This is a genomic window from Capnocytophaga haemolytica, assembly GCF_001553545.1.
GTDB classification, from domain to species: Bacteria; Bacteroidota; Bacteroidia; order Flavobacteriales; family Flavobacteriaceae; genus Capnocytophaga; species Capnocytophaga haemolytica.
Genome location: NZ_CP014227.1, coordinates 2613772 through 2636325 on the forward strand (window position 1 = coordinate 2613772; position 22554 = coordinate 2636325).

At 45.8% G+C, this 22554-nt stretch carries 16 protein-coding genes and 1 pseudogene; all 17 read right to left on the reverse strand.

Features of this window, described 5'->3' with window-relative positions; all coding sequences use genetic code 11:
* Positions 1–7 precede the first annotated feature (7 nt).
* The 17 genes and pseudogenes from rplB to AXF12_RS11605 all read right to left on the reverse strand — a co-directional run bounded on the left by rplB (position 8) and on the right by AXF12_RS11605 (position 22321).
* Positions 8–832 (reverse strand): 50S ribosomal protein L2, encoded by an 825-nt coding sequence (gene rplB, locus AXF12_RS11525; protein WP_066431446.1) that lies wholly within the window; start codon positions 830–832, stop codon positions 8–10.
* Between the two features lie 22 nt (positions 833–854).
* Entirely contained in the window at positions 855–1142 is a 288-nt protein-coding gene (gene rplW / locus AXF12_RS11530; protein ID WP_066431449.1) for a 50S ribosomal protein L23, read from the reverse strand.
* Positions 1143–1149: 7 nt separating this feature from the next.
* Complete coding sequence (rplD, locus tag AXF12_RS11535) at positions 1150–1779, reverse strand: 50S ribosomal protein L4 (protein WP_066431452.1); 630 nt, start codon at positions 1777–1779, stop codon at positions 1150–1152.
* Positions 1779–2396, reverse strand: a complete 618-nt coding sequence (gene rplC / locus AXF12_RS11540) for a 50S ribosomal protein L3 (RefSeq protein ID WP_066431456.1) — start codon at positions 2394–2396, stop codon at positions 1779–1781. The genes rplD and rplC overlap by 1 nt, the downstream gene beginning before the upstream one ends.
* Before the next feature lie 184 nt (positions 2397–2580).
* Positions 2581–2892, reverse strand: a complete 312-nt coding sequence (gene rpsJ / locus AXF12_RS11545) for a 30S ribosomal protein S10 (protein WP_066431458.1) — start codon at positions 2890–2892, stop codon at positions 2581–2583.
* A 12-nt stretch (positions 2893–2904) separates the two neighbouring features.
* Positions 2905–5025, reverse strand: coding sequence for an elongation factor G (gene fusA / locus AXF12_RS11550; RefSeq protein WP_066431461.1), 2121 nt, complete (start codon positions 5023–5025; stop codon positions 2905–2907).
* Between the two features lie 6 nt (positions 5026–5031).
* Positions 5032–5508: a 30S ribosomal protein S7 gene (rpsG, locus tag AXF12_RS11555; RefSeq protein WP_066431463.1), complete on the reverse strand. Its 477-nt coding sequence runs from the start codon at positions 5506–5508 to the stop codon at positions 5032–5034.
* A 29-nt stretch (positions 5509–5537) separates the two neighbouring features.
* Complete coding sequence (gene rpsL / locus AXF12_RS11560; protein WP_066431466.1) at positions 5538–5942, reverse strand: 30S ribosomal protein S12; 405 nt, start codon at positions 5940–5942, stop codon at positions 5538–5540.
* A gap of 333 nt (positions 5943–6275) precedes the next feature.
* The gene (locus AXF12_RS11565) at positions 6276–7091 is read right to left on the reverse strand and encodes a hypothetical protein (RefSeq protein WP_066431468.1); all 816 of its coding nucleotides are present in this window, start codon (positions 7089–7091) and stop codon (positions 6276–6278) included.
* 14 nt (positions 7092–7105) lie between these two features.
* Positions 7106–8037: pseudogene (locus AXF12_RS11570) on the reverse strand (PfkB family carbohydrate kinase).
* A 291-nt stretch (positions 8038–8328) separates the two neighbouring features.
* The gene (locus tag AXF12_RS11575; RefSeq protein ID WP_197697147.1) at positions 8329–9471 is read right to left on the reverse strand and encodes an aldose epimerase family protein; all 1143 of its coding nucleotides are present in this window, start codon (positions 9469–9471) and stop codon (positions 8329–8331) included.
* 45 nt (positions 9472–9516) lie between these two features.
* Positions 9517–11508, reverse strand: a complete 1992-nt coding sequence (locus AXF12_RS11580) for a glycoside hydrolase family protein (protein ID WP_095114452.1) — start codon at positions 11506–11508, stop codon at positions 9517–9519.
* 3 nt (positions 11509–11511) lie between these two features.
* Positions 11512–12528 (reverse strand): family 43 glycosylhydrolase, encoded by a 1017-nt coding sequence (locus AXF12_RS11585; protein ID WP_066431471.1) that lies wholly within the window; start codon positions 12526–12528, stop codon positions 11512–11514.
* Positions 12529–12712: 184 nt separating this feature from the next.
* Entirely contained in the window at positions 12713–16726 is a 4014-nt protein-coding gene (locus AXF12_RS11590) for a hybrid sensor histidine kinase/response regulator transcription factor (protein WP_066431473.1), read from the reverse strand.
* Positions 16727–16801: 75 nt separating this feature from the next.
* A complete protein-coding gene (locus tag AXF12_RS11595) occupies positions 16802–17776 on the reverse strand; it encodes a glycoside hydrolase family 43 protein (RefSeq protein WP_066431479.1) in 975 nt (324 codons plus the stop codon).
* A 1-nt stretch (position 17777) separates the two neighbouring features.
* Positions 17778–19361 carry a RagB/SusD family nutrient uptake outer membrane protein gene (locus AXF12_RS11600; protein WP_066431482.1) on the reverse strand — a complete coding sequence of 528 codons (1584 nt, stop codon included), beginning with the start codon at positions 19359–19361 and terminating at the stop codon, positions 17778–17780.
* A gap of 11 nt (positions 19362–19372) precedes the next feature.
* Positions 19373–22321, reverse strand: coding sequence for a SusC/RagA family TonB-linked outer membrane protein (locus AXF12_RS11605; protein ID WP_197697146.1), 2949 nt, complete (start codon positions 22319–22321; stop codon positions 19373–19375).
* Positions 22322–22554 lie beyond the last annotated feature (233 nt).

The following is a 22554-nucleotide window of genomic DNA, read 5'->3' on the forward strand; positions in this document are numbered from 1 at the left end:
TAGTCTCTTATTTTTTTCTGCGTTCTACAATATACTTATTACTTGCCTTGGTCTTAGAACGTGTCCTATAGCCCTTAGCTGGGATACCTTTACGTGAACGTGGGTGTCCACCGGTTGCCCTTCCTTCACCACCACCCATTGGGTGATCTACTGGGTTCATCACTACCGCACGTGTGCGTGGACGACGTCCAAGCCAACGTGAGCGACCTGCTTTACCCGATACTATCAATTGGTGGTCTGAGTTAGACACCGCCCCGATAGTAGCCATACAAGTCAGCAATATCATTCGTGTTTCACCTGAAGGCAACTTCACGGTTGCATATCTTCCTTCTTTTGCCATCAACTGTGCAAAAGTTCCCGCAGAACGAGCAATGTTCGCACCCTGTCCTGGGCGTAACTCTATACAAGAGATTACAGTACCTAATGGGATTTGTGAAAGTGGCATTGCATTACCGATTTCAGGAGCTACATTCTCCCCTGAAACCACCACTTGGTCAACCTTTAAGCCTGCTGGTGCGATGATGTATCGCTTTTCGCCATCAGTGTATTGTACCAAGGCAATAAACGCCGTTCTGTTCGGATCGTATTCAATAGAAACTACCTTAGCCTCAACGCCTACTTTGTTCCTCTTGAAGTCAATAATACGATACTTCTTCTTATGACCACCGCCTATATAGCGCATAGTCATTTTCCCTTGATTGTTTCTACCACCAGACTTTTTTAACGGTTTGAGCAAGCTCTTCTCCGGCTTATCAGTAGTAATGGCGTCAAATTCGTTTACTACTCTAAAACGCTGCCCAGGGGTAATCGGTTTTAATTTTCTAACTGACATTCGTCTCTATTTATTGAATCGCTTATAAATTACTATACATATCGATAGTTCCGTCTGTGAGCTGAACTACCGCTCTTTTGACCGCATTGGTCTTACCCAATTGGATACCAGTCTTTGTGTAGCGAACCTTGCGCTTAGGCGCGTAGTTCAGCGTACGTACCGAACCAACCTTAACACCATAAGCAGCCTCAATCGCTTCCTTAATTTGGATCTTATTCGCATCCTTAGCAACTACGAAAGTATAGCAGTTCTTCAGTTCTGCACTCGCATTCGCTTTTTCTGTAACTACAGGTTTAATTAATACGCTCATTTCCTTCTTATTTTGTTAAAATTGACTCTAAAACTTGTACCGACCCTTCCAAAAGCACCACATTCGCTGCATTTACGATTTCATAAGTGTTTAACTCTGAAACGGTTACAACTTTCGATGTAGGTAAATTTCGAGCGGACAAATATACGTTATTATTTTCACTTGGCAATACAAAAAGTGATTTTTTTCCTTCTAAGCCCAATGATTTTACAATCGCTGTGAAATCTTTTGTCTTTGGAGCTTCAAAAGTGAAATCTTCAAGAACTACAATCGCCTTATCTTGCGCCTTTACGCTGAGTGCTGAACGGCGTGCCAAACGCTTTACGTTCTTGTTTAACTTTTGTGTATAATCCTTAGGACGTGGACCAAATATACGTCCACCACCTACAAACACAGGCGACTTTACACTACCTGCACGAGCCGTACCTGTACCCTTCTGCTTCTTAATCTTGCGAGTACTTCCTGCTACCTCGTTTCTTTCCTTAGCCTTATGTGTACCCTGACGTTGATTCGCCAAATAGCGTTTCACATCTAAGTATATCACGTGATTATTAGGCTCAATACCGAACACAGCCTCTGAAAGCGTTACCTTTCTGCCTGTTTCTTTCCCTTGTATGTTTACTACTGCTACTTCCATTATTTGTGAATCGTTACATAAGCGTTTTTATGGCCTGGCACACATCCCTTTACTACGAGAAGGTTCTTGTCCTCTACCACTTTCAACACTCTTAAGTTTTGTACTGTTACTTTCTCTGCGCCCATACGCCCTGCCATACGCATTCCTTTGAATACACGCGATGGATAAGACGATGCACCTACAGACCCTGGTGCTCTCAATCGGTTGTGCTGACCGTGTGTGGTCTGCCCTACCCCACCAAAGCCGTGGCGTTTTACAACCCCTTGAAATCCTTTACCTTTTGAAGTACCTGTGATGTCCACAAACTCCCCTTCAGTAAAATACGTAACAGTGATCGTATCACCTAATTTGTACGCATCTTCAAAGCCTTGGAACTCAACAACAATCTTCTTTGCAGCTGTGCCTGCTTTCTTAAAATGGCCTAACTCAGCCTTGTTAGCACGCTTCTCTGCCTTGTCATCGAAACCAAGTTGAAGAGCTTCATACCCGTCAACCTCTTTGGTTCTGACTTGGGTAACTACGCAAGGACCAACCTCTAAGATGGTACAAGGCACATTCTTGCCATTCTCATCAAAAATACTGGTCATCCCTACTTTCTTTCCAATTAACCCAGACATAAAATTTAATTATTAATTATTTACTTTGTTACTTTTCTCTCTCAGGTCTATTTCTGACAGCTGTCAGCTGAAACCTGATACAAATAACTCAGGGTCAAAAAATGCCCTTGGCTTTTCAACCCTGAATCATTTTTATCCGTTTTTCCCTAACCCACAGTTTCGGGACATTTCATAAAGCCTCAAATCAGACTTTGATCTCTACTTCTACACCGCTTGGCAACTCCAACTTCATCAAAGCATCTATCGTCTTAGATGATGAACTGTAGATGTCGAGCATACGCTTGTGCGAGTTGAGCTCAAATTGCTCACGCGACTTTTTGTTTACGTGTGGAGAACGCAACACAGTGAAGATCTTTTTGTGTGTTGGCAGTGGAATAGGTCCTGTTACTACCGCCCCTGTTGCCTTTACTGTCTTTACGATTTTCTCTGCCGACTTGTCTACCAAGTTGTGATCGTAAGATTTTAACTTTATTCTTATCTTTTGTTGATTGCTCATCTTCTTAATAAATTAGTTGCCTCTGGCTTTTTTAATTACTTCTTCTGCAATATTCGATGGCGTTTCTGCATAGTGTGAGAACTCCATTGTCGAAGTCGCACGCCCTGATGAAAGGGTACGCAACGCGGTTACATAGCCAAACATTTCCGATAGCGGTACAAATGCTTTGATCACCTTCGCTCCATTTCTATCGTCCATATTGTTTACCTGACCACGACGGCGGTTCAAGTCGCCTACGATATCACCCATATTTTCCTCTGGAGTGATTACCTCCAACTTCATAATAGGCTCCATCAATACGGCTTTCGCTGCACGCGCTGCTTCCTTATAACCCAACTTCGCTGCCAATTCAAACGACAACGAGTCAGAGTCCACAGGGTGGAACGAACCATCGATCAACGTAATCTTCATCGAATCCATCTCAAAGCCTGCCAACGGACCTGCTTTCATCGCTTCCTTGAAACCTTTCTCTACCGATGGAATGTATTCCTTAGGAATGTTACCACCCTTGATTTCATTCACGAACTCTAAGCCCATCTTGCCTTCTTCTGCTGGCTCCATACGGAAGACGATGTCGGCAAACTTACCGCGACCACCTGTCTGCTTTTTGTACACCTCGCGGTGGTCAGCAGCAGCTGTCAAGGCTTCTTTGTACTCAACCTGTGGTTCGCCTTGGTTTACTTCAACCTTAAACTCACGTTTGAGGCGGTCTACGATGATGTCCAAGTGCAACTCACCCATACCTGAGATAATCGTTTGCCCAGAGGCTTGGTCTGTCTTCACTTGGAAAGTTGGGTCTTCTTCAGCCAACTTCGCCAATGCCATACCGAGCTTATCAACGTCTACCTTGGTCTTAGGCTCTACTGCAATACCGATCACAGGGTCTGGGAATACCATACTTTCCAGCACGATTGGGTATTTCTCATCGCAAAGGGTATCCCCTGTCTTGATGTCCTTAAAGCCTACCGCAGCCCCTATATCTCCTGCTTCGATGTATTCAATTGGGTTTTGCTTGTTAGCGTGCATCTGGTAGATACGTGAGATACGCTCCTTATTGCCTGAACGAGTATTAAGTACATACGAACCTGCATCTAAGTGACCAGAGTATGCACGGAAGAATGCCAAACGACCTACATAAGGGTCTGTAGCAATCTTAAATGCCAACGCTGCGAACGGAGCATCTACTGCTGGCTTGCGCAACGCAGGCTCATCAGTGTCAGGATTTACACCTTCGATTGCTTCCTTGTCTAATGGTGATGGCAAGTAGCGGCATACCGCATCGAGCATAAACTGCACCCCTTTGTTCTTGAATGATGAGCCGCAAACCATTGGGATGATCGCCATATCCATCACCGCAGCACGCAAAGCCTTGTGTACTTCCTCTTCGGTGATAGAGTTCTCATCTTCCATAAATTTTTCAAGAAGACCTTCGTCATAGCCTGCCACCTCTTCGATGAGTTGTGCACGATATTTTGCTACATCTTCCTTCATATCCTCAGGGATTTCTACAATGTCAAATGTAGCTCCTTGGTTTTCTTCGTGCCATACGATAGCACGGTTTTTGATCAAGTCTACGATACCCTTGAAGTCCGCTTCATCACCGATAGGCAATACCAATGGCACTGCATTCGATTTCAGCATATCCTTCACCTGTTGGCATACGCGCAAGAAGTTAGCTCCTTGGCGGTCCATCTTGTTTACGAAGCCAATACGTGGCACTTTGTAGTTATCTGCCAAACGCCAGTTAGTTTCTGACTGTGGCTCTACACCATCAACTGCTGAAAACAAGAACACCAACCCATCGAGTACGCGCAGCGAGCGGTTTACCTCAACGGTAAAGTCCACGTGGCCGGGAGTGTCGATAATGTTAAAGTGGTATTCCTTAGCATCAGCCGTTGGCTTACCATTTTCAGTCGGGAAGTTCCACTTACAAGTAGTGGCTGCTGAGGTAATGGTGATACCGCGCTCAGCCTCTTGTTCCATCCAGTCCATTGTTGAGGCACCATCGTGCACCTCACCAATCTTGTGTGTCTTTCCTGTATAGAAAAGGATACGTTCCGTAGTGGTAGTCTTACCAGCGTCAATGTGCGCTGCGATACCAATATTTCTTGTGTATTTTAAATCTCTACTCATCTACTCTTAAAATCTAAAGTGTGAGAACGCCTTGTTTGCCTCAGCCATTCTGTGTGTATCCATTTTCTTCTTTACAGCTGCCCCTTCTTCTTTCGAAGCAGAGATGATTTCAGCTGCTAACTTCTGTGCCATTGATTTCTCATTGCGTTTGCGCGCATAACCAATAAGCCACTTCATCGCCATAGACACTTTGCGGTCTGGGCGTATTTGCATCGGGATCTGGAATGTAGCCCCACCTACACGGCGCGAACGTACTTCCACGTGCGGCATCACATTCGAGAGTGCATCTTTCCACACTTCGAGTGCCGTCTTCTCGTCATTGTTCTTCTTTTGTTCTACAATGTCAAGTGCATCGTAGAAAACCTTAAAAGCCACTGACTTCTTACCATCCCACATCAGGTTGTTCACAAAGCGGGTTACCAGCTGGTCACCAAACTTCGGATCTGGTAAGAGAGGTCTCTTTTTAGCTTGTCTCTTTCTCATTTCTTCTCGTTAAAAGATTTTGTGTTAAATTACTTCTTCTTAGCTGGTGCCGCTGCCTGTCCTGGTTTAGGACGTTTTGCCCCATACTTTGATCTACGTTGCGTTCTGCCTGCAACACCTGCTGTGTCAAGCGCACCACGCACAATGTGATAACGCACGCCTGGCAAATCCTTTACACGTCCGCCTCGTACCAATACTATCGAGTGCTCTTGGAGGTTGTGTCCTTCACCTGGGATGTAAGCGTTCACCTCATTGCCATTCGTTAAGCGAACACGCGCTACCTTACGCATCGCTGAGTTCGGCTTCTTAGGCGTTGTGGTGTACACACGCGTACAAACCCCTCTTCGTTGAGGGCACGAATCCAAAGCAACCGATTTACTCTTCTTGGTAATTCTGGTCCTTCCTTTTCGTACTAATTGTGAAATTGTTGGCATAATTTACAATAAATTATCTATTAAATTATATTTGTTTACTTTATCTATCAAAGGCTCTTCACCCTCTAATTGCCTCGCAGACTGCCTATTGCCATTGCTTTCCACGAATTGCGGGTGCAAAAGTACTACTTTTATTTTAACTGACAAAATTTATCTCACTTTATTTTACACACCCCTCCCCCACTCCACATACCTACCCACAACATTCAACAGGAATATAATATACATAAAACATTATTTATCAGCTGTTTATAAATATTGAGTAAATATAAACAGCCTCACTATCAACAGACTAAAAAAGATATTATTTGTTACAAATATCACAAAATAATTCTAAAAACAACTGTAAACCCGCTTCAGTAACACTCCTCGCTCTCCCAATATCAAAAGAACACTCCTTGCCGATGCCCCATCGCCATAGTTGAAATGCAAGATGTATTGCGCATCTCCCTTCTTATAGAGCTTTATATCCTTTGAGGATACGCCTATAAAGTACTTCGTCATAGCATAAGGTACGCTGTAATGCTTCTTGTTGATACTCACCTCCAATCGCTGCATCACCGCCCATCGCTTGTTATACGCGTCTGCCTGCACTCCCTTCTCATCAAAAATAAAAACCTCATCAGTATCCTCGCCTCTTTGCTTAGCTATCTTATAATCACCGAGCCTCAATTGCCCGAATGCTATATCCACTACCGTATGCGCATCTGCAAAGCGCACTCCCTGCTCCGTTCGCCTTGTAGCTTTTATCTGTGGGTAAAGCAACTGCTGCTCATTGCCCAAAAGAAGCTGCCCTGTATCCTCCTTAGCGAGATCTTTATAGATGCATATCGTATCTCTATCAGCACTGCCTTCTTCTTTAATCCGCAACTTTAAGAGTTCGCGCTCGTCCACTGACTTAATCCTATCAGTATGCATCACCCCTACTATTCCACGCAGCGTCTTTACCTTCGTCCACGCCTCTTTTGTCGGTAAATAGAAGAAATACATCCCTTCGGCTACCTTATCTATCACTGCACCGCTATCTGCCGCACGCACATTCACATACCCATCAGGGTCATTGATCGCCCCAATGGCATAATGTCCCAAGGACTGTCCTCGTACACTCTCCACAAGCAACACGGCTATGAAAAACAACATCACCCTCATACACAAACACTTCTCTATTGGGTACTCACTTCTATCTCAAACTGTGTCAAATCTGTAAAGCGTCTTAGCCTGCGGTATAGCTCCTCAGTAGTAAGGCTAAGCATACGCTCTAAACCAAACTTCTCAATGCAGAACGAAGCCAAAGCAGAGCCGTGCACTACGGCATTCTTCATATTGGCAAAACCGTAATCGCCGCTCTTGGCGAGGTAGCCCACTACCCCTCCTGCAAAGGTATCGCCAGCACCCGTAGGGTCAAACACCTCTTCCAAAGGCAAGGCAGGATCAAAGAACACCTGATTCTCGTGGAAAAGCAATGCCCCGTGCTCGCCTTTCTTGATAATCACAAAGCGTGCGCCCATTGCCCTAATGCGCTGTGCAGCTTTCACCAAGGAGTATTCCCCCGTGAGCTGCCGCGCCTCCTCATCGTTGATAGTGATCACATCTACCTTGGCAATCACCTCTTGAAGCAGATCCCAAGTGTGGTTCATCCAATAGTTCATCGTGTCAAGCACCACAAGAGCGGGCTTACGCTCCATCTGTGCCAAGATGTCGAGCTGCAACTGTGGGTGTAAGTTCCCCAGCATCACAATGGCTGCCTTGCGAAACGCCTCAGGCACTACGGGCTTGAAGTCCGCCAGCACATTCAGCTGCGTATCTAAGGTATCGCGCACGTTCATATCGTTGTGATAGCGACCACTCCAAAAGAAACTCTTACCGCCGCGCACCACTTCCACTGCTGAGGTATCAACACTGCGCGCACGTAGCAAATCCAAAAACGCCTCTGGATAGTCCTCACCTACCACCGACACCACTGCCTGCGGCACACCAAACTGCGCCGCCGCAACAGCGATATAGTTCGCCGCCCCCCCATAATCACCTCACTTTTGCCAAAGGGCGTCTCTATCTGGTCAAAAGCCAATGTGCCTGCTATTAGTATCTTGTTCATCTACTTAGAAATTAGAAAATTAGGAGGAAGAAGTGAGAAGTGAGAAGCGAGAAATGTATTGAGCCCTCATAGCTTTCTACTTTTCTAATTCCTACTTCCTACTTTTCTAACTCCTAATACATCATTTCGGCGGCAAAAGTAGTACTTTTTAATGAATAATGAACAATGGATAATGAATAATTTTAGAAGTCAGAAATGAGAAGTCAGAGGTTAGGGATAGAACTGCCCCTGACCTCTGACTTCTAATTCCTAATTCCTATTTTCTAATTCCTATTTTCTAATTCCTATTTTCTAATTTCTAATTCCTAACTTATAAATACAATAGCTCTTATATACCTCTCCTGCCTTAAGTACAGGTGATGCCCAAGTGGGATTATTGGGCGAGTTAGGGTATTTCTGTGTCTCTAAACATAAGGCAGCGTGCTGCTGATACGCAATTCCTTTCTTGCCTCTAACTGTGCCATCAAGGAAATTACCAGAGTAAACTTGCAGCCCCGGTTCATTGGTAAACACTTCTAATTGAATACCTGTCAGCGGAGAAAAGAGCCTTGCTGCTACCTCAGTAGTATCTTTTGTATTGAGCACAAAATTATGGTCATAGCCATTGGCATTCCTGAGCTGTACATCCTTTTGAGCAATGCGCTTCCCAATAGGGGTAGGCTTGCGAAAATCTAAGGGCGTACCTTCTACCCCCTCAATCACTCCCGTAGTCATAAAGGTACTGTCGATAGGCGTAAATCGATCGGCATTAAGCATCAATTGCTCATCTAAGATACTGTGCGATGGATCGCCACTGAGATTAAAATAAGAGTGGTTCGTAAGGTTCACAATCGTCTTTTTATCAGTTGTTGCCTCGTATGCGATCTCCAATGCATTAGTGTCTGTAAGCCTCATCTGTACCTTCACTTGAAGCCTACCAGGGAACCCCTCCTCACCATCGGCGGAGGTGTAAGAGAGCACCAGCGTTTGGCCATTAGGCTGCTCCGCATCAAACACTCGGGTATGAAAACCCTTGTTGCCTCCGTGTAGGCAATGACCAAAATTATTGATAGGCAGTTGGTACACCACCCCATCAAGTGAGAACCTCCCGTGAGCAATGCGATTGCCATAGCGCCCTATGGTTGCCCCAAAATTGTTATCCGTATCAATATAGCTCTTGATATTGTCAAAGCCCAGAACTACATCCCTCAGCTTCCCTTCTTTGTCAGGAAACACTATCGAGACAATACGCCCACCGTAATTAGTGATGCACACCTCCATCTTGTTCTTGTTCTCAAGCACATACAACCCCACAGGCTTTCCATCTACTTCGCTTTGGAAGTCCTTTTGCTCTAAACCTGAGCGCGTTACCCCTTCGGTGGGCTGCTTAGCCCCCTGAGCACAACCCACCAAGAGAAACCCTAAAAATATCATTTTTATCACTCGTGTTTTCATTGTTATCTTCTTTTTTTTATACAAATACAAATCAAGGGTTAAAAACTAATGATTAAAAAATTGTTCAGTCCGCCCCGGTGAGAGCAACTCCCAGAGGGAAGCCACCGTCCAACCAGGAGCAAACATATCATTGTAAAATCCCTTGCCATTCTTGCCATAGTCCCAATGAGTGTGCTGTATCACCTCAGGATAATACCCCTCCTTGGCAACCCCACACAGATGCGACTCAAAGGGTAACAACTGACGCATAGAGGAAGATATAACCTCTACAAAATCAGCAAAACGAGGCTCACCATACTGCTTTGATAGCCAACGGAGCACAGAGGCAAGTTCAAAGACAAACACATCGATATGGTTGTTTTCCACCGAAACGTTGCCCCAGCCTCGCGTCTTTAAGCCTATATCGCCTATCATTTGGCCACGCGCAAAGGGCACGTCCCAAGTGTAATACCACGAAAGCGCAAAGTATGCCGACTTGCGAGTGAGCTCCTTATAGTGCTGCTGCTCTTTGCCCTTGCTCACCAAAGCCAAGTAATAAGTAGCCGTCGCCGCATAGATCGATGCCTCCTTATCCTCACAATCAGCATCTAAGGTCGAGGAAAAGTAATCCGCCTTTGAGATGATCTCTTTTTCAAGATAAGCAGCACTCTTCTTGGCGGCATCGAGGTATTTTTTATCCTTAAAATACTTGTATGCCATCACCAAAGGCAAAGTCGCTGAGGGCGTACTGCCCCCGCTGGCATCTACCACACTGAGGTCATCTTTAAACTTGCGCGGAAAACTGCCATCAGCATTCTGCAAACGCAAAAAAGTATCTAAGATATTGCGCAACTTCCCCTCCCAACGAGGATGCTTGCGCGCGTGGTCTTTCTCGAATTGCAAGAAATGCAATACCGCATAGATCCCCTCCGACTGGCGACGAATGCTCAGCACAGTAGCCTCGCTATGGTCATCAAAATTTACAAACTCACGAAAGAAACCCCTATCGGTAAACCCATTCTGCAAATAACTGTCGAAAACCGCATAGCTATGCTCCGTAAGCTGGCTATTGCCCTGCTGCATACCATACTCTAAGGCATTGAAAGCATTGAGCAAAGTGCGCCCAATAAAGCCCACCTCTGCACTCCCATTGGAGAGGCAATCGTCCACCCGCATACTCTCACTCGCGTAGTACTTCAAAGGGTGTTCCCCCACATAGCTCTGCGAGAAATAGCGCGTGATCACCTCTTTTACAAAAGCATCCGTGAAGTCTGTCTGTACAGGCATAGGACGATAGGTATCGTAGCTGTATTCCCACATTTGCTTCACTAAGGCAGAGAAATCCGCCGCCTGACCACTTTTCAGTTGCCATACCAAAGTGCACTGCTCGCCTTTTGACAGATGTTCAAATGCCTCTACCGCAGGGGCTAAGGTAAGTTTGCGAATATAAGTCTTCGGCATCTCCTGATAGGGGAAACCAAAGGAGAGCACTGCTATACCCTCCTGATTCTCAAAGCCCGTATAGCCCACAGAGGTTTTCCCCGAGAGTACCACCTCGCCTTTGTCAAGAGGAGTAAGCGCATCGCCTTCAAACTTATCAATACGCATCACTGAGAGGTACCTGCCCGTAGACTCGTTGAAGACAACCGTAAGCGGCGTACTGAGCCTGTCCTCGCGTACCGTCCAGCTGTCGGAAGTGTGGAATGAAGGTGCCGTAGCAGGGGAACGCAGATTGCGCCGATACCAGAAGCCCGGCATATAAAACTGACAAGCCGAATGCTCAAAGGAAGTACTCAGGCGTTGCTTAAAATTAAAGTACACCTCCCCCTCAGCCTTGATCGTTACCGTAAGGGTATTGCCACTCAGCCGCTGAGTAATCTCCACAGGAATAGCCTCCTTAGCGACCAACCGATCACCACTCTTGTGCAGCGAGTAAGCAATCGCAGCATTGCCAGGGACCTTTAGACTAATAGACGCCGAAAGCCCCTCTCCTATAGGGCTCTGGGCTGTTGCTAAGCCCATCACCATTGAAAATAACATTAAATAGATACGTTTCATAATTTATTTTTGTTTAAAGATAGGTCTTTTAGAGATGAGAGAAGGACTTTGAGTGGCTATCACAGGCCAATCATCCTCCCATTTTACGTTGTCCAAGAGCAGCACCCGTCCTTTGGGATTCTCGACAAAAACGGCGTGGTAGAGTATCCAATCCTCGCCCGCATCGTCTGTAATGATTTCCGAGTTGTGTCCTGTACCTACAAAACGCGCATTCTTATGGATAAGCACCTGGTGATGATTCTCGAGCATCGCCCTCCCCTCTTTGTCGAGATAAGGGCCCAACAGCTGCTCGCTGCGCCCCACTACCGTAGTATAAGTGCTGCTTAGCCCATTGCAGCAAGTGCCAATAGAGGCAAAGAGATAGTAATACTTCCCCCTTTTGTGCACATAAACCCCCTCGTAGGCAGTCCCTGCAATGGGCTGCTTTACAGCATCTTTTTTCACAGAAAGCCCATCGTCAGAGAGCTCAATGGCGTAAATACCCCTGAAACTCCCCCAGAATAGATATTTCTTACCCCCCTCCTCTATATAAAAAGGGTCGATAGAGTTCTGCACCCCTATCTCATCACTGCGAAAGAGCTTCCCAAGGTCAGTAAAGCCTCCTTGGGGACTGTTGGAGGTCGCTACGCCAATGCCACAAGTGTGCTCTCCACCCCATACCGACATTGCGTAGTAAAGCACATACTTATCTCCGATATAGTTGATGTCAGGCGCCCATACGCCTCCTTTGGGTTCGAAAGTAGGGCGCGTAGCCTCCGTGAAGGCAGTGCCTACGGGCGCCCAATCCACTAAATTCTTAGAGCGGTATACAGGCACATTGCGCGTATCCTCAGTGGCATAAAGGTAAAAATAGCCATCGCTTGCCTTGATGACCGTAGGGTCAGGCAAACTCTGATTGATCACAGGGTTCTTATACGTATTAGGGTCGCCTTTGTGTGGCGGGTCGCCCTCTTTAGAACCACAAGCCGTAGCCGCTATGAAAAGCATCACTACTGTTTGAATTACAATTGTTATTTTCATCTCTTACGTTTTTATGGTTAAACTTATATTATTTTAACAAAACATTAACAACTATGTGGGTCATTTCCCACTGCAATACACAACGAATAAAAAGCGAAGACGCACTGAATACACTTTTCCGTATTCGGTGCCAATCCACTTGAGGGTTAGACGAGTTTCGCTATCTACTTGTTTTGTAACTTTATTATTCGTTTTCGAGAAATGCTTTGGGTAGTACGCCAAATTGCTGCTGAAAGCACTTGGCAAAATAGGAGGGTGAATTGAAGCCTACGCGATAGCATATCTCGTTGATCTTGTATTTCTTTTCACTAAGGAGTAGCGCTGCTTTTTTCAGGCGTTCGATGCGTATGTATTCATTGGGGGTAAGCCCAAGTACTCCTTTTATTTTGCGGTAAAAACTAGCGCGACTCATATAGAACTGCCCTGCAATTTCCTCAACATTAAAGTCGGGGTCGGAGAGGTGTTCTTGGATGAGGGTATCGAGTTTTTGGATAAATTGCTTGTCGGATTGGGTGGTAGCTATGCTCATCACGCCGATCTGGGGGTTCTTGATAAAGGCTTCTTGGAGGTGTTTTCGGTTTTGTAGCAGTGCTTTGATACGGGCGTTGAGCACCTCAGTGGAAAAGGGCTTTTCGATGTAAGCATCCGCTCCGACTTCGTATCCTTTGATTTTGGATTGGTTATTGACCTTGGCAGTAAGCAGGATAATGGGGATATGACTGGTCTCGAGGTTTGATTTGATATGCTCGGTAAGGGCAAAACCGTCCATCTCGGGCATCATCACGTCGCTGATGATAAGGTCAATAGCACTCGTGGCGAGCCGCTGCAATGCCTCTTTGCCATTGGTAGCGCCGAGGGTTGTATATTGCTTGGAGAGGTAAGAAGAGAGGAAGTTCTTCATTTGCAAGTCGTCTTCAACGATGAGCAAAGTAGGGCGCTCAGATGATTTTTTCTTTCTCGGTTTTTCGCTCAGCGGCGGCTCGGCGACTTCCTCTGTGAGGTTGCCCACAGGGAGGGTGAGGGTAAAGAGGTTCGTCTGGGCAGCATTGCTGTAGGTGATGCGCCCCTTCATCAGTTCGGCAAGCGACTTGGCAAGGGCTAAGCCTATGCCCGTACCGCTGACAATCTTCTCGGGGTTTTGGTTATCGATTTGTACGAAGGTCTTGAAGATTTCCTTGACGTATTTATTGAGGATCAGTGCGCCATCGTTTTCGAGGGAGAATTGGAAGGTATTCTGGGTGTCATCGGTGTAGGAAAGGCTTACTTTGGCATAGGTTTTTCCGTATTTTAGGGCGTTGGACAGCAGATTGCTGATAATTTTGGTGAAAGCCTCTTTATCTACTTGGGCAAAGAGTTCTTTCTCGGGCAATGAGAGGTGTAGCTGCATCTGCTGTTGCTCGGCGAAGGAGGTAAAGCGAGCGGCAGTTTCGCGCACTAAGGAGGTGATGTTGTGTACTTTGAGGTCGAGTACGTAGAGGTTGGCTTCGGTTTTGCGGAAGTCTAAAAGTTGATTGGTGAGGTAGAGAAGGCGGTCGGTATTTTTGTCCATAATAATGAGGTTATCCACCACTTCATCAGGGAGATTTTTTTCTTTTAGGACGTTCTCTAAGGGGGCTTTGATCAGCGATAGGGGGGTACGTATCTCGTGGGCTATATTGGTAAAGAAGTCGATCTTTGAGGCGTAAAGCTCTTTTTCCTTATCCTTTTCAAAGCGTTTCATTTTCTGTTTTTGGCGTTTTACCCCCTGTCGATGCATATAATAGACCACTGCGGCAAGCAGTGCTATGGCACAGAGTACGTAGGAGAGGTATGCCCACCAAGTGCGGTAGAAGGGACGCTCGATCCGTATCGTCAAGGACTTTATAACCTCGTGCTCAGCGCTGTCTTCGCCAGCGAAGGCGATTAGCAGGCGATAAGTGCCATAAGGCAGATGGGTGTATTGTATGGTATTGTGCTGAGGGGTATGCCATTGGGTGTCGTAGCCTTCGAGACGGTAGATGATGTTTTTGACGTTGATGCCAGTGTAGTCCAAGAGGGCGTATTGTAGTTCAATAGCATTTTTGTCGTAAGGCAGTGTTACGGCTTGGGTATACTGAATGCTCTGTTGCAGGGGCGAGTGGGCATTGGAGGGGCTTACGGGGTAGTTATTGACTAAGAAGTCGGTAAAGGCAAGCGAGGGGTTATGGTTGATCTCTTCGAAGGTAGCGGGGTGAAAGCGCACAAAGCCATCGACAGAACCGAAGTAGAGCGTGCCATCGTCTTCTTTGTAACTCGATTTGTAGTTGAATTGGTTTGTTTTCAGTCCGTTGTGTATGGTGTAGTTCTTAAAGGTTTGTGCAGCGGGATTGAAGCGTATGATGCCTCCGTTGGTCGAGAGCCATAGGTAGCCCTCGTTGTCTTCTTGTATTTGATATACGACGTCGTTAGCCAGCCCATTGAGGGTATTGAAGGGGGTAAAGGAAGCGTTTTGTGGATTGAAACGTGCAAAGCCTGCGCCTTCGGTAGTGATCCAGATTTGCTTTTTAGAGTCCTCAAAAAGGCTGGTGGTCTTGTCATAAGGGAGACTACGGGGGTCTTTGGGGTTATGGAGGAAATGCTGCCAATGGTCTGTGGCGGGGTTGTATACAAAAAGACCTTTGTGGAAGGTTGCCACATAGATATTGCCATCGGAGAGCTGTTTGATGTCTTGTACGGCAATGCCATCGAATTGCTTTACGGTTGTGAATTGCTCGGTGAGGGTGTTGAAGGTGTTTATCCCTGATAGGGTGCCGATCCAGAGGGTGTTGTGTTTGTCCTTACAGAGGGCAAACACACTGTTCTGCACGATGGTAGGGGGGCTATCGAATTGGGTGTAAGTGGTGAGTTTTCCGGTGTGGAGGTCATAGCGATTGAGTCCTTTTGAGAAGGTGCTGATCCAGAGGTAGCGGTCGCTGTCGTTATAGAGGGCGTGGATATTGGTGTAGAGGTTTTTAAGGGCTGTGGGTATGGGGAGGAAAGCGCGGGTAGCGGGGTCGAAGAGGTTGAGCCCTTTGTCTTCTGTACCAATCCAGAGGTGATTGTCAGAGGCTTTGCAGAACTCGCGTACGCGATTGCCACTGATACTGTTGGAATTGTTAAGCGCATAGAAGAGTTCAAAGCCTGCGTTTAGATTGGGATAGTAGTTTACGCCGCCGAAGTACGTACCGATCCATATACCGTTATGGCGGTCTTTATAGAGGGAATAGATGGCGTTGTCGGAGAGGGAATGGGCGATAGCGTGATCGTGTTGGAGGTTTGTGTATTGCCCAGAGGCAGTGTCGTAAATATAGATACCCGATTCGGTGCCGATCCAGAGGGTTTTATCTCCTAAGGGGAGCAGTGCTCGTGCGAAGAGGGTGTTGCCTTGGTTGTCTTTTCCTAAGAGTGTCTTGTAAGTGCCGCTGAGCGTATTGATACTTATGACTCCTTTTTGTGAGGTTGCCAAAATAAGTTCGTTGAAGGGGGTAATCACAGCGGCTGATACTTCGCCTAATTGGTATAGCAATTGAGGGGCAGAGGGTAAAGAGAATTTAGATATGCTTTTTGTTTTCTTGTTGATGCGCAGGAAGGGTTGCGCATAAGGCAATACCCACATATCGCCGTTTTTGCCCGCACAGAGGGTAAGGAGGTTGAGGCTACCTTTTTTGTTCTGGCTAATGGGGTAAAAGAGGAGCTTTTCGGTGCGCAGGGTGTAGTGAAATACGCCTTTTTCTTCTACGGCAATCCAGATATCGCCATCATTGTCAGCGACCATATCGCTTACCCTGCCTGCGATAGATTTGCGGTCATCGGTTTGTTTAGCGAAGCGTGTAAAGGTTTCTTTTTTAGGGTTATAGATATAGACGCCTTGATCGGTAGCCACCCAGAGGTTGTCGTCAGGGGTTTGTAGGATACGTCTGAAAACATTGTCGCTGAGGTCGCTTTCGAGAGGGAAGCGAAAGGTTTTGAAGGTATTGCCATCAAAGCGATTGAGTCCGTCCTTAGTACCGAACCACATAAAGCCTTGCCGGTCTTGAAAGATAGCGTATACGGTGTTTTGAGAGAGCCCACTGTTGATGGTATAGTGTTTGAAACAGTATTCTTTGGAGAAGGCATAAAGGGACATCCCGCTGAGTAAGGAGAAGAGCAGGAAGAGGCAGCTTATGGCTTTTGTGATATTATTGGTTAATTGTTGTTGCATAAAAGTTCTTTGGGGTAATGGCTTTCACAAGGAAATAACCCCTGCCCCTTGAGAGAAGCAGGGGATAAGTGTATATTAATGGGTTATTAATGTGGGTGTCTGGTAATTAGGGTCGATAACGAGCCTATCGACACCATTGCGTGTTTCGAAGTGAGCAGAGGTGATATACATCTTTCGTGGATGGATTTCATTTTCGCTACTATGGGCGTGAAATACGATTTTGAGGTTTCCATCCTTGTCCTTGAAGGTAGCGCTATGTCCTACGCCTACTAAGCCTTTTGGTTTTTGCAAGAGAGGATTGTCAGGGTATTTTGTCCACTCGCCCATCGGGTTGGAGGCAGTAGCACAACCGATACCATAGAAGGGGCTTTCGTAGCTATTGGCTGAATAGGTGAGGTAGTAAAGACCTTTATGCTTTATCACAAAGGCACCTTCATTGACGCGAGGCCATACCTTCTCCCACTGTTGCGAAAGGTGAATGCAAGGATGGAGCGTTTCGCTCTTGAGGGTAGTAAGGTCAGGCTCGAGCTGTGCTACCCAGATATTCAGTCCATCATTAAAGCGGCTAAAGAACATATAAGGCGTACCGTCATCATCGATAAAGAGCGTGTTGTCAATGGCTTTTTCACCTTCGAGCATAGGTTTCTTTACGGTTTGGGTAAAGGGACCCAGCGGCGAGTCGGCAGTGGCAACAGCAATATGCTCCTCAGCTGAGTAATACATATAGAACTTACTGTTCACATAATACACCTCAGGTGCCCAAAAGGAGTGGTTGCCATAGACATCGTCTTTATAGAGTGCTAACTTATGCTTGCTGTTGGCGGTGCGTTTCCAAGTTTTCAAGTCTTTGGAAGTCAATACTTCTATGCCGTCTTCGGCGGCAGTACCATAAGCGTAATAAGTATCATTGTAGAGCATAATGAAAGGGTCTGCCAAAGGTACTAACACTTGAGAGGCTGGGGGTTTTATCTCTTCTGTGGAACTCTTTGTATTGGAGCAAGCTGCCATAAGCACAGCGGTTATTGCACAGATAAAGTTAAACTGTCTCATATTAGTAATTAGGATTTTGGGTTAATTTAGTGTTATTGTTTACCTCATCAGAAGGAATGGGTAGGCAAGCGTGCTTTCCAACGATAAAGTTGTTGAAGTCAGCATCTCTTGTTTTAAGTTCATCGATACCCGCTTGCGAATCTAAAAGTCCCCAACGCTTGAGGTCAGCCCACCGATGTCCTTCGGTACAGAGTTCCAATGTACGCTCGATTTGTATCCGTTTCAGGAAGGCATCTTTTGACTGTGTGGCAGCCAAGTGGTTCACTGCCAGCTGAGGCATATTTACCCTTGCCCTTACTCTGTCGACCAAGGCAACTGCTTTGGGCAAATCATTTGTTGTATTGGCAATACACTCTGCATACATCAGCAATACATCTGCAAAGCGGATGAGGCGTATATTGGTAGGGTTGTAGTAATCATCATTATCGCGGAAGTGTTCAGAGCTATATTTTCGGTAAAAGACACGACCTTTCCAATTCTGAGCATTCCAAATACCTGCATCAGCACCATCTAAACGGTAGCGGTAGATACGGTTATTATCGGCGAAATCAGTGTTCATCCCTTCGTAAAAAGCGGTGTACTTTAAGCGAATATCGTATTTGCCGCTAAGGTCTTTTTCCTTTTTAAATTCAGTAACTACCCAAGGGCGTATTTCACCATCTGTCCACCCTACACCCGGAGGAGCGAAGAACTGCCCTCTGTTGAGCCCGAGATTAGGGTCTACATCGAAGTCGCCGTCACCGGCAGGAGCCTTATGAACATCGGAGTACTGTATCTCAAAGACGGACTCCCTATTGTTTTCAGTAGTGGACAGGAAATTGTCCTGATAGTTAGCCACCAAGTCATAATATTGTTTTCCACCGCCTTCTACAAGCCAATAGAGGTCATCTTTAGCCTTTTCCCATTGGTGTTCTTGCATAAAGCATTTAGCCCGAAGCGCATAAGCAGCTCCTTTGGTAGCGCGTCCTTTCTCGGTAGCGCTCCATTGCTCAGGCAATAGCTCTACTGCTTTGGTCAGATCGGCAATAGCCTGCTCAAAAACCTTGTGCTGATTTACCCCTTGTGGCGTATCACCAGGCTCAGAAGGCACTAATACCATAGGGATACTATTGTTCTCACTGCCCCATAGAATAGCAAGATCGTAATAGTACAAGCCCCTGAGAAAGTAGGCTTGCCCTAAGAGTTTATTCTTAACTCCCTCATCCATCTTAATAGCAGGGATAGAAGCTAAGGCTTGGTTAGCACGGAAAATCGCTTCGTAACAATCGCGGTAAGTCCAAGAGTTACCTTCCCAGAAGTTGTAGTTCAAATACTGGAAGCGTGTCCATTCCTTAAGTTCAGCCCAAGGACTTTGACTAAATCCCTCATCAGAGGCTAAGTCAAACCTGAACCACATCCAGCGGCTATAGGTGCCAATCTTGTAGAACATATTGTAGACAGCGTTTACCCCGTTTTCCGCATCGCGTTGCGTTTTCCAGAATGTCTTTTTAGTAAGCGTATTAGGATTGTCTACATCGACTTCACAGCCGTTAAAAAGTGTAGCTGTGAGCATTATCAATACCGGTAAGAATAGTTTCTTTTTCATCACTTTTACATTTAAAATTTTAGTTGTACACCTAACGTAAACCCATAAGGGTTAGGATATGCGCCACCATCGTAGCTCCTGTCCCAAATACTACTGTTTAAGAACTCAGGGTCAAGACCTGTATACTTAGTGAGCGTAAATACATTTTGCGCATTGACAAATACCCTGACATTTTCAACCCCATTGCCGAAAATATCCTTAGGGAGGTTATACCCTAAGGCTACTTGCTTGAGACGCAGATAGTCGCCATCTTCAAGCCAACGGTCTTGATCACGGCGCACGTTGCGCGCATCGCCATAGAGAGGACGAGGATCTTTCCCATTAGGATTATTGACAAGGTCAAAAGCATCGTAATCCTTGCGATAATTCGAGTTATCGTCAAAGCGATCAAAAGCACTGCGAGGTCCGTTGAAAATCTTATGCCCAAAAGCCCCTGTGAATTGCAAGAACAAGTCAAAACCCTTGTATTCAAACGAGAGGTTTGCCCCTGCACTCCAAGTAGGCAGCGAATGCCCCGCATACTGACGGTCAGCATCAGTAATATTGCCATCATCATTGTAGTCCACGTAGCGAACATCGCCTGGCTGAGCATTGGGCTGTATCAGTTTCCCTTTGCTGTTTACGTGGTCGAGTACCTCCTGTTGAGAACGGAAGATACCATCCGTTTTTATCAAATACCAATCGCCGATAGGACTTCCTACATACGACTTGGTATCCCATTGAGTGAAAAACTCCCTACCATAGCCCAGCTCAAGTATCTTATTCTTCACGTAAGAAGTATTCAGCCCTACCGAATAGCGAAAGTCCCCTATCTGGTCTTTCCAATTCACGGAAAGCTCAAAACCCTTGTTCTCCAACGAGGCGGCATTCACCATTGGGTTGCCTCCATTATTACCGGTAGACATCAGTATCTGCATCTGAGTAAGCACATCTCTGGTAGTTTTCAAGAAATAGTCCGCATTGACCTCTAACCGATGGTCAAGCATCACAAGGTCAAAACCCGCATTGAGCTGCTCAAGCTCTTCCCACTTCAAGTTGCTATTCACTAATTTTACTTGGGTCATCCCCGTATGTACAGATTGATCTGTGCCAAAGATAGCTTGCGGGAAAACGTTGATATAAGGCGTCCAATCCCATTCACCGATATTTGAGCTCCCTAAGATACCGTAATTAGCCCTGAGCTTTAAGTCATTGACCACACGGTTCTTAAAAAAGCCCTCTTCACCGATACGCCAAGCCCCCGCAATAGAAGGGAAAACCCCATTGCGGTACTTAGGACCAAACTTCGAAGAAGAATCCCTGCGAACCGTAGCACTGAGCATATACTTCCCATTGAGCGTATAGTTCAAACGCCCAAAAACAGAAAACAACTTAGAAAGATTTTGGTAACTGCCTGTCTTAGGGTCAGACAGTGCCCCATCCAACTGCTTAAAGTACTCATTGCCCGTCATCAACACATTGTTCTTAGTGCCCCATATTTGTGAATAATCGTCACTCATATAGCTCGTTCCTACAATGGCAGCAATATCGTGCATACCCAACTTCTTATTCAGTTCAAGAGTATTGTCAAAGGTCATCGACTTATAAAAAGCCCTATTCCTATTCAAGCTCGTTGGGTCTACGGGCTTGTTGTACGACCAATTCCCTTCTTTTCTCAAATTGGAATGCGAGTCAGAGCTGGTTACCAATCCAAAATTAAAACGATATTTAAGCATCTTAAACAACTCTAACTCTGCAAAAGCATTGCCACGCAACCTCAAATTCTCATTCGTCACATCCTCAAGATCCTCTCTGGCAATAGGGTTCGTGCCAAAGGTAACGTCCTTTTTCCCATCGCCATAACCATAGCCTCCCACATTGTGCTTATCATAAATAGGAATAGTAGGCAACATCCTATACACATCGATGATAGGGTTGGTGGTAAGCTCATCGATATAGTAGTTACTGATGATGAGATTCTCGCCAATGCTAAACTTCACACTATCGCTCCAATCAACACTGCTCGAGGTATTAACGCGCCCTGTTACACGCCTGCTGCTACTGCCGTAAGTCGTCCCCGAATTGCTTTGATAGTTCAGCGAAGTAAAGTATTGACTTTGCTTTCCACCGCCTGAGAAACTCACATCGTGGTCTTGCAGCAATCCCAGCCGAAACACTTCTCTTTGCCAATTGGTATTCCCCTCAGCGTGCTGAGCAGGCTGCTGCCCCGCATTTTTGAAAGCCAAGTCATTCATCGCTATCCACTCCTCGCGGTTCATCAAGTTATAGCGTGGCAACCATTGCGCGGTAGTCTTTGAGGAAACATCAATTTTCATCTTGCCTTCCTTACCCTTCTTAGTAGTAATGATAATCACCCCATTGGCAGCCCGCGAGCCGTAGATAGCCGCCGCAGAAGCATCTTTGAGCACTTGGATACTCTCGATGTCGTTGTAGTTAAAATCGCGGTTAGCTGTCCCCACTGCGATCCCATCAATCACATACAGCGGCGTGCTATTCCCAAAAGTAGCTGTACCCCTAATCTGCACTACTCCCTCAGCCCCAGGATTACCCGAAGAACGCACAAACAGTCCTGGCACAGTCGATAGCGCATCGCCCACCGTTCCAGTTATGACCGTATTCTTCATCAGCTCCGGTTTAAAGACCGACACTGCCCCCGTAAGATCTGCCTTGCGCACCGTCTGATAGCCAATGAGCACTACCTCATCTAAGTTCTGCAAGTCCTCTTTCAAGGTAACCTTCACAAACGAGGCAGAGGCTTTCACCTCTTGCGTCAAGTACCCTATATAAGAGATCTTAACACTCGCCCCTAAGGGAAGACTGATCGAAAAATTACCCTCAAAATCGGTAGCTACCCCATTGGAAGGCTTCTTTTTCTCAGTTACACTCGCACCCAATATAGGGGTGCCCTTCTCATCAACGACCTTTCCTTTAAATTGTATCTGCCCTTGAGCTATGCTCATTAAAGGAATCATTAATGCTATTAAAAACATTTTGACACAACTTCTCATAAGCTTAAAGTTTATTTTTTGTTTGATATCTGAGCGCAAAGTTAAACGAAAATATACATACCACCTATAAAAATCGTATCACTAAATAGCACATTTTTCTCAATCTGCTCTCTTTGAAAGAATCGTAGCATCACAATTGTGTATTTTTATATTTTCTCCCAAGTCAAATCGCCTCTTAAAAAATT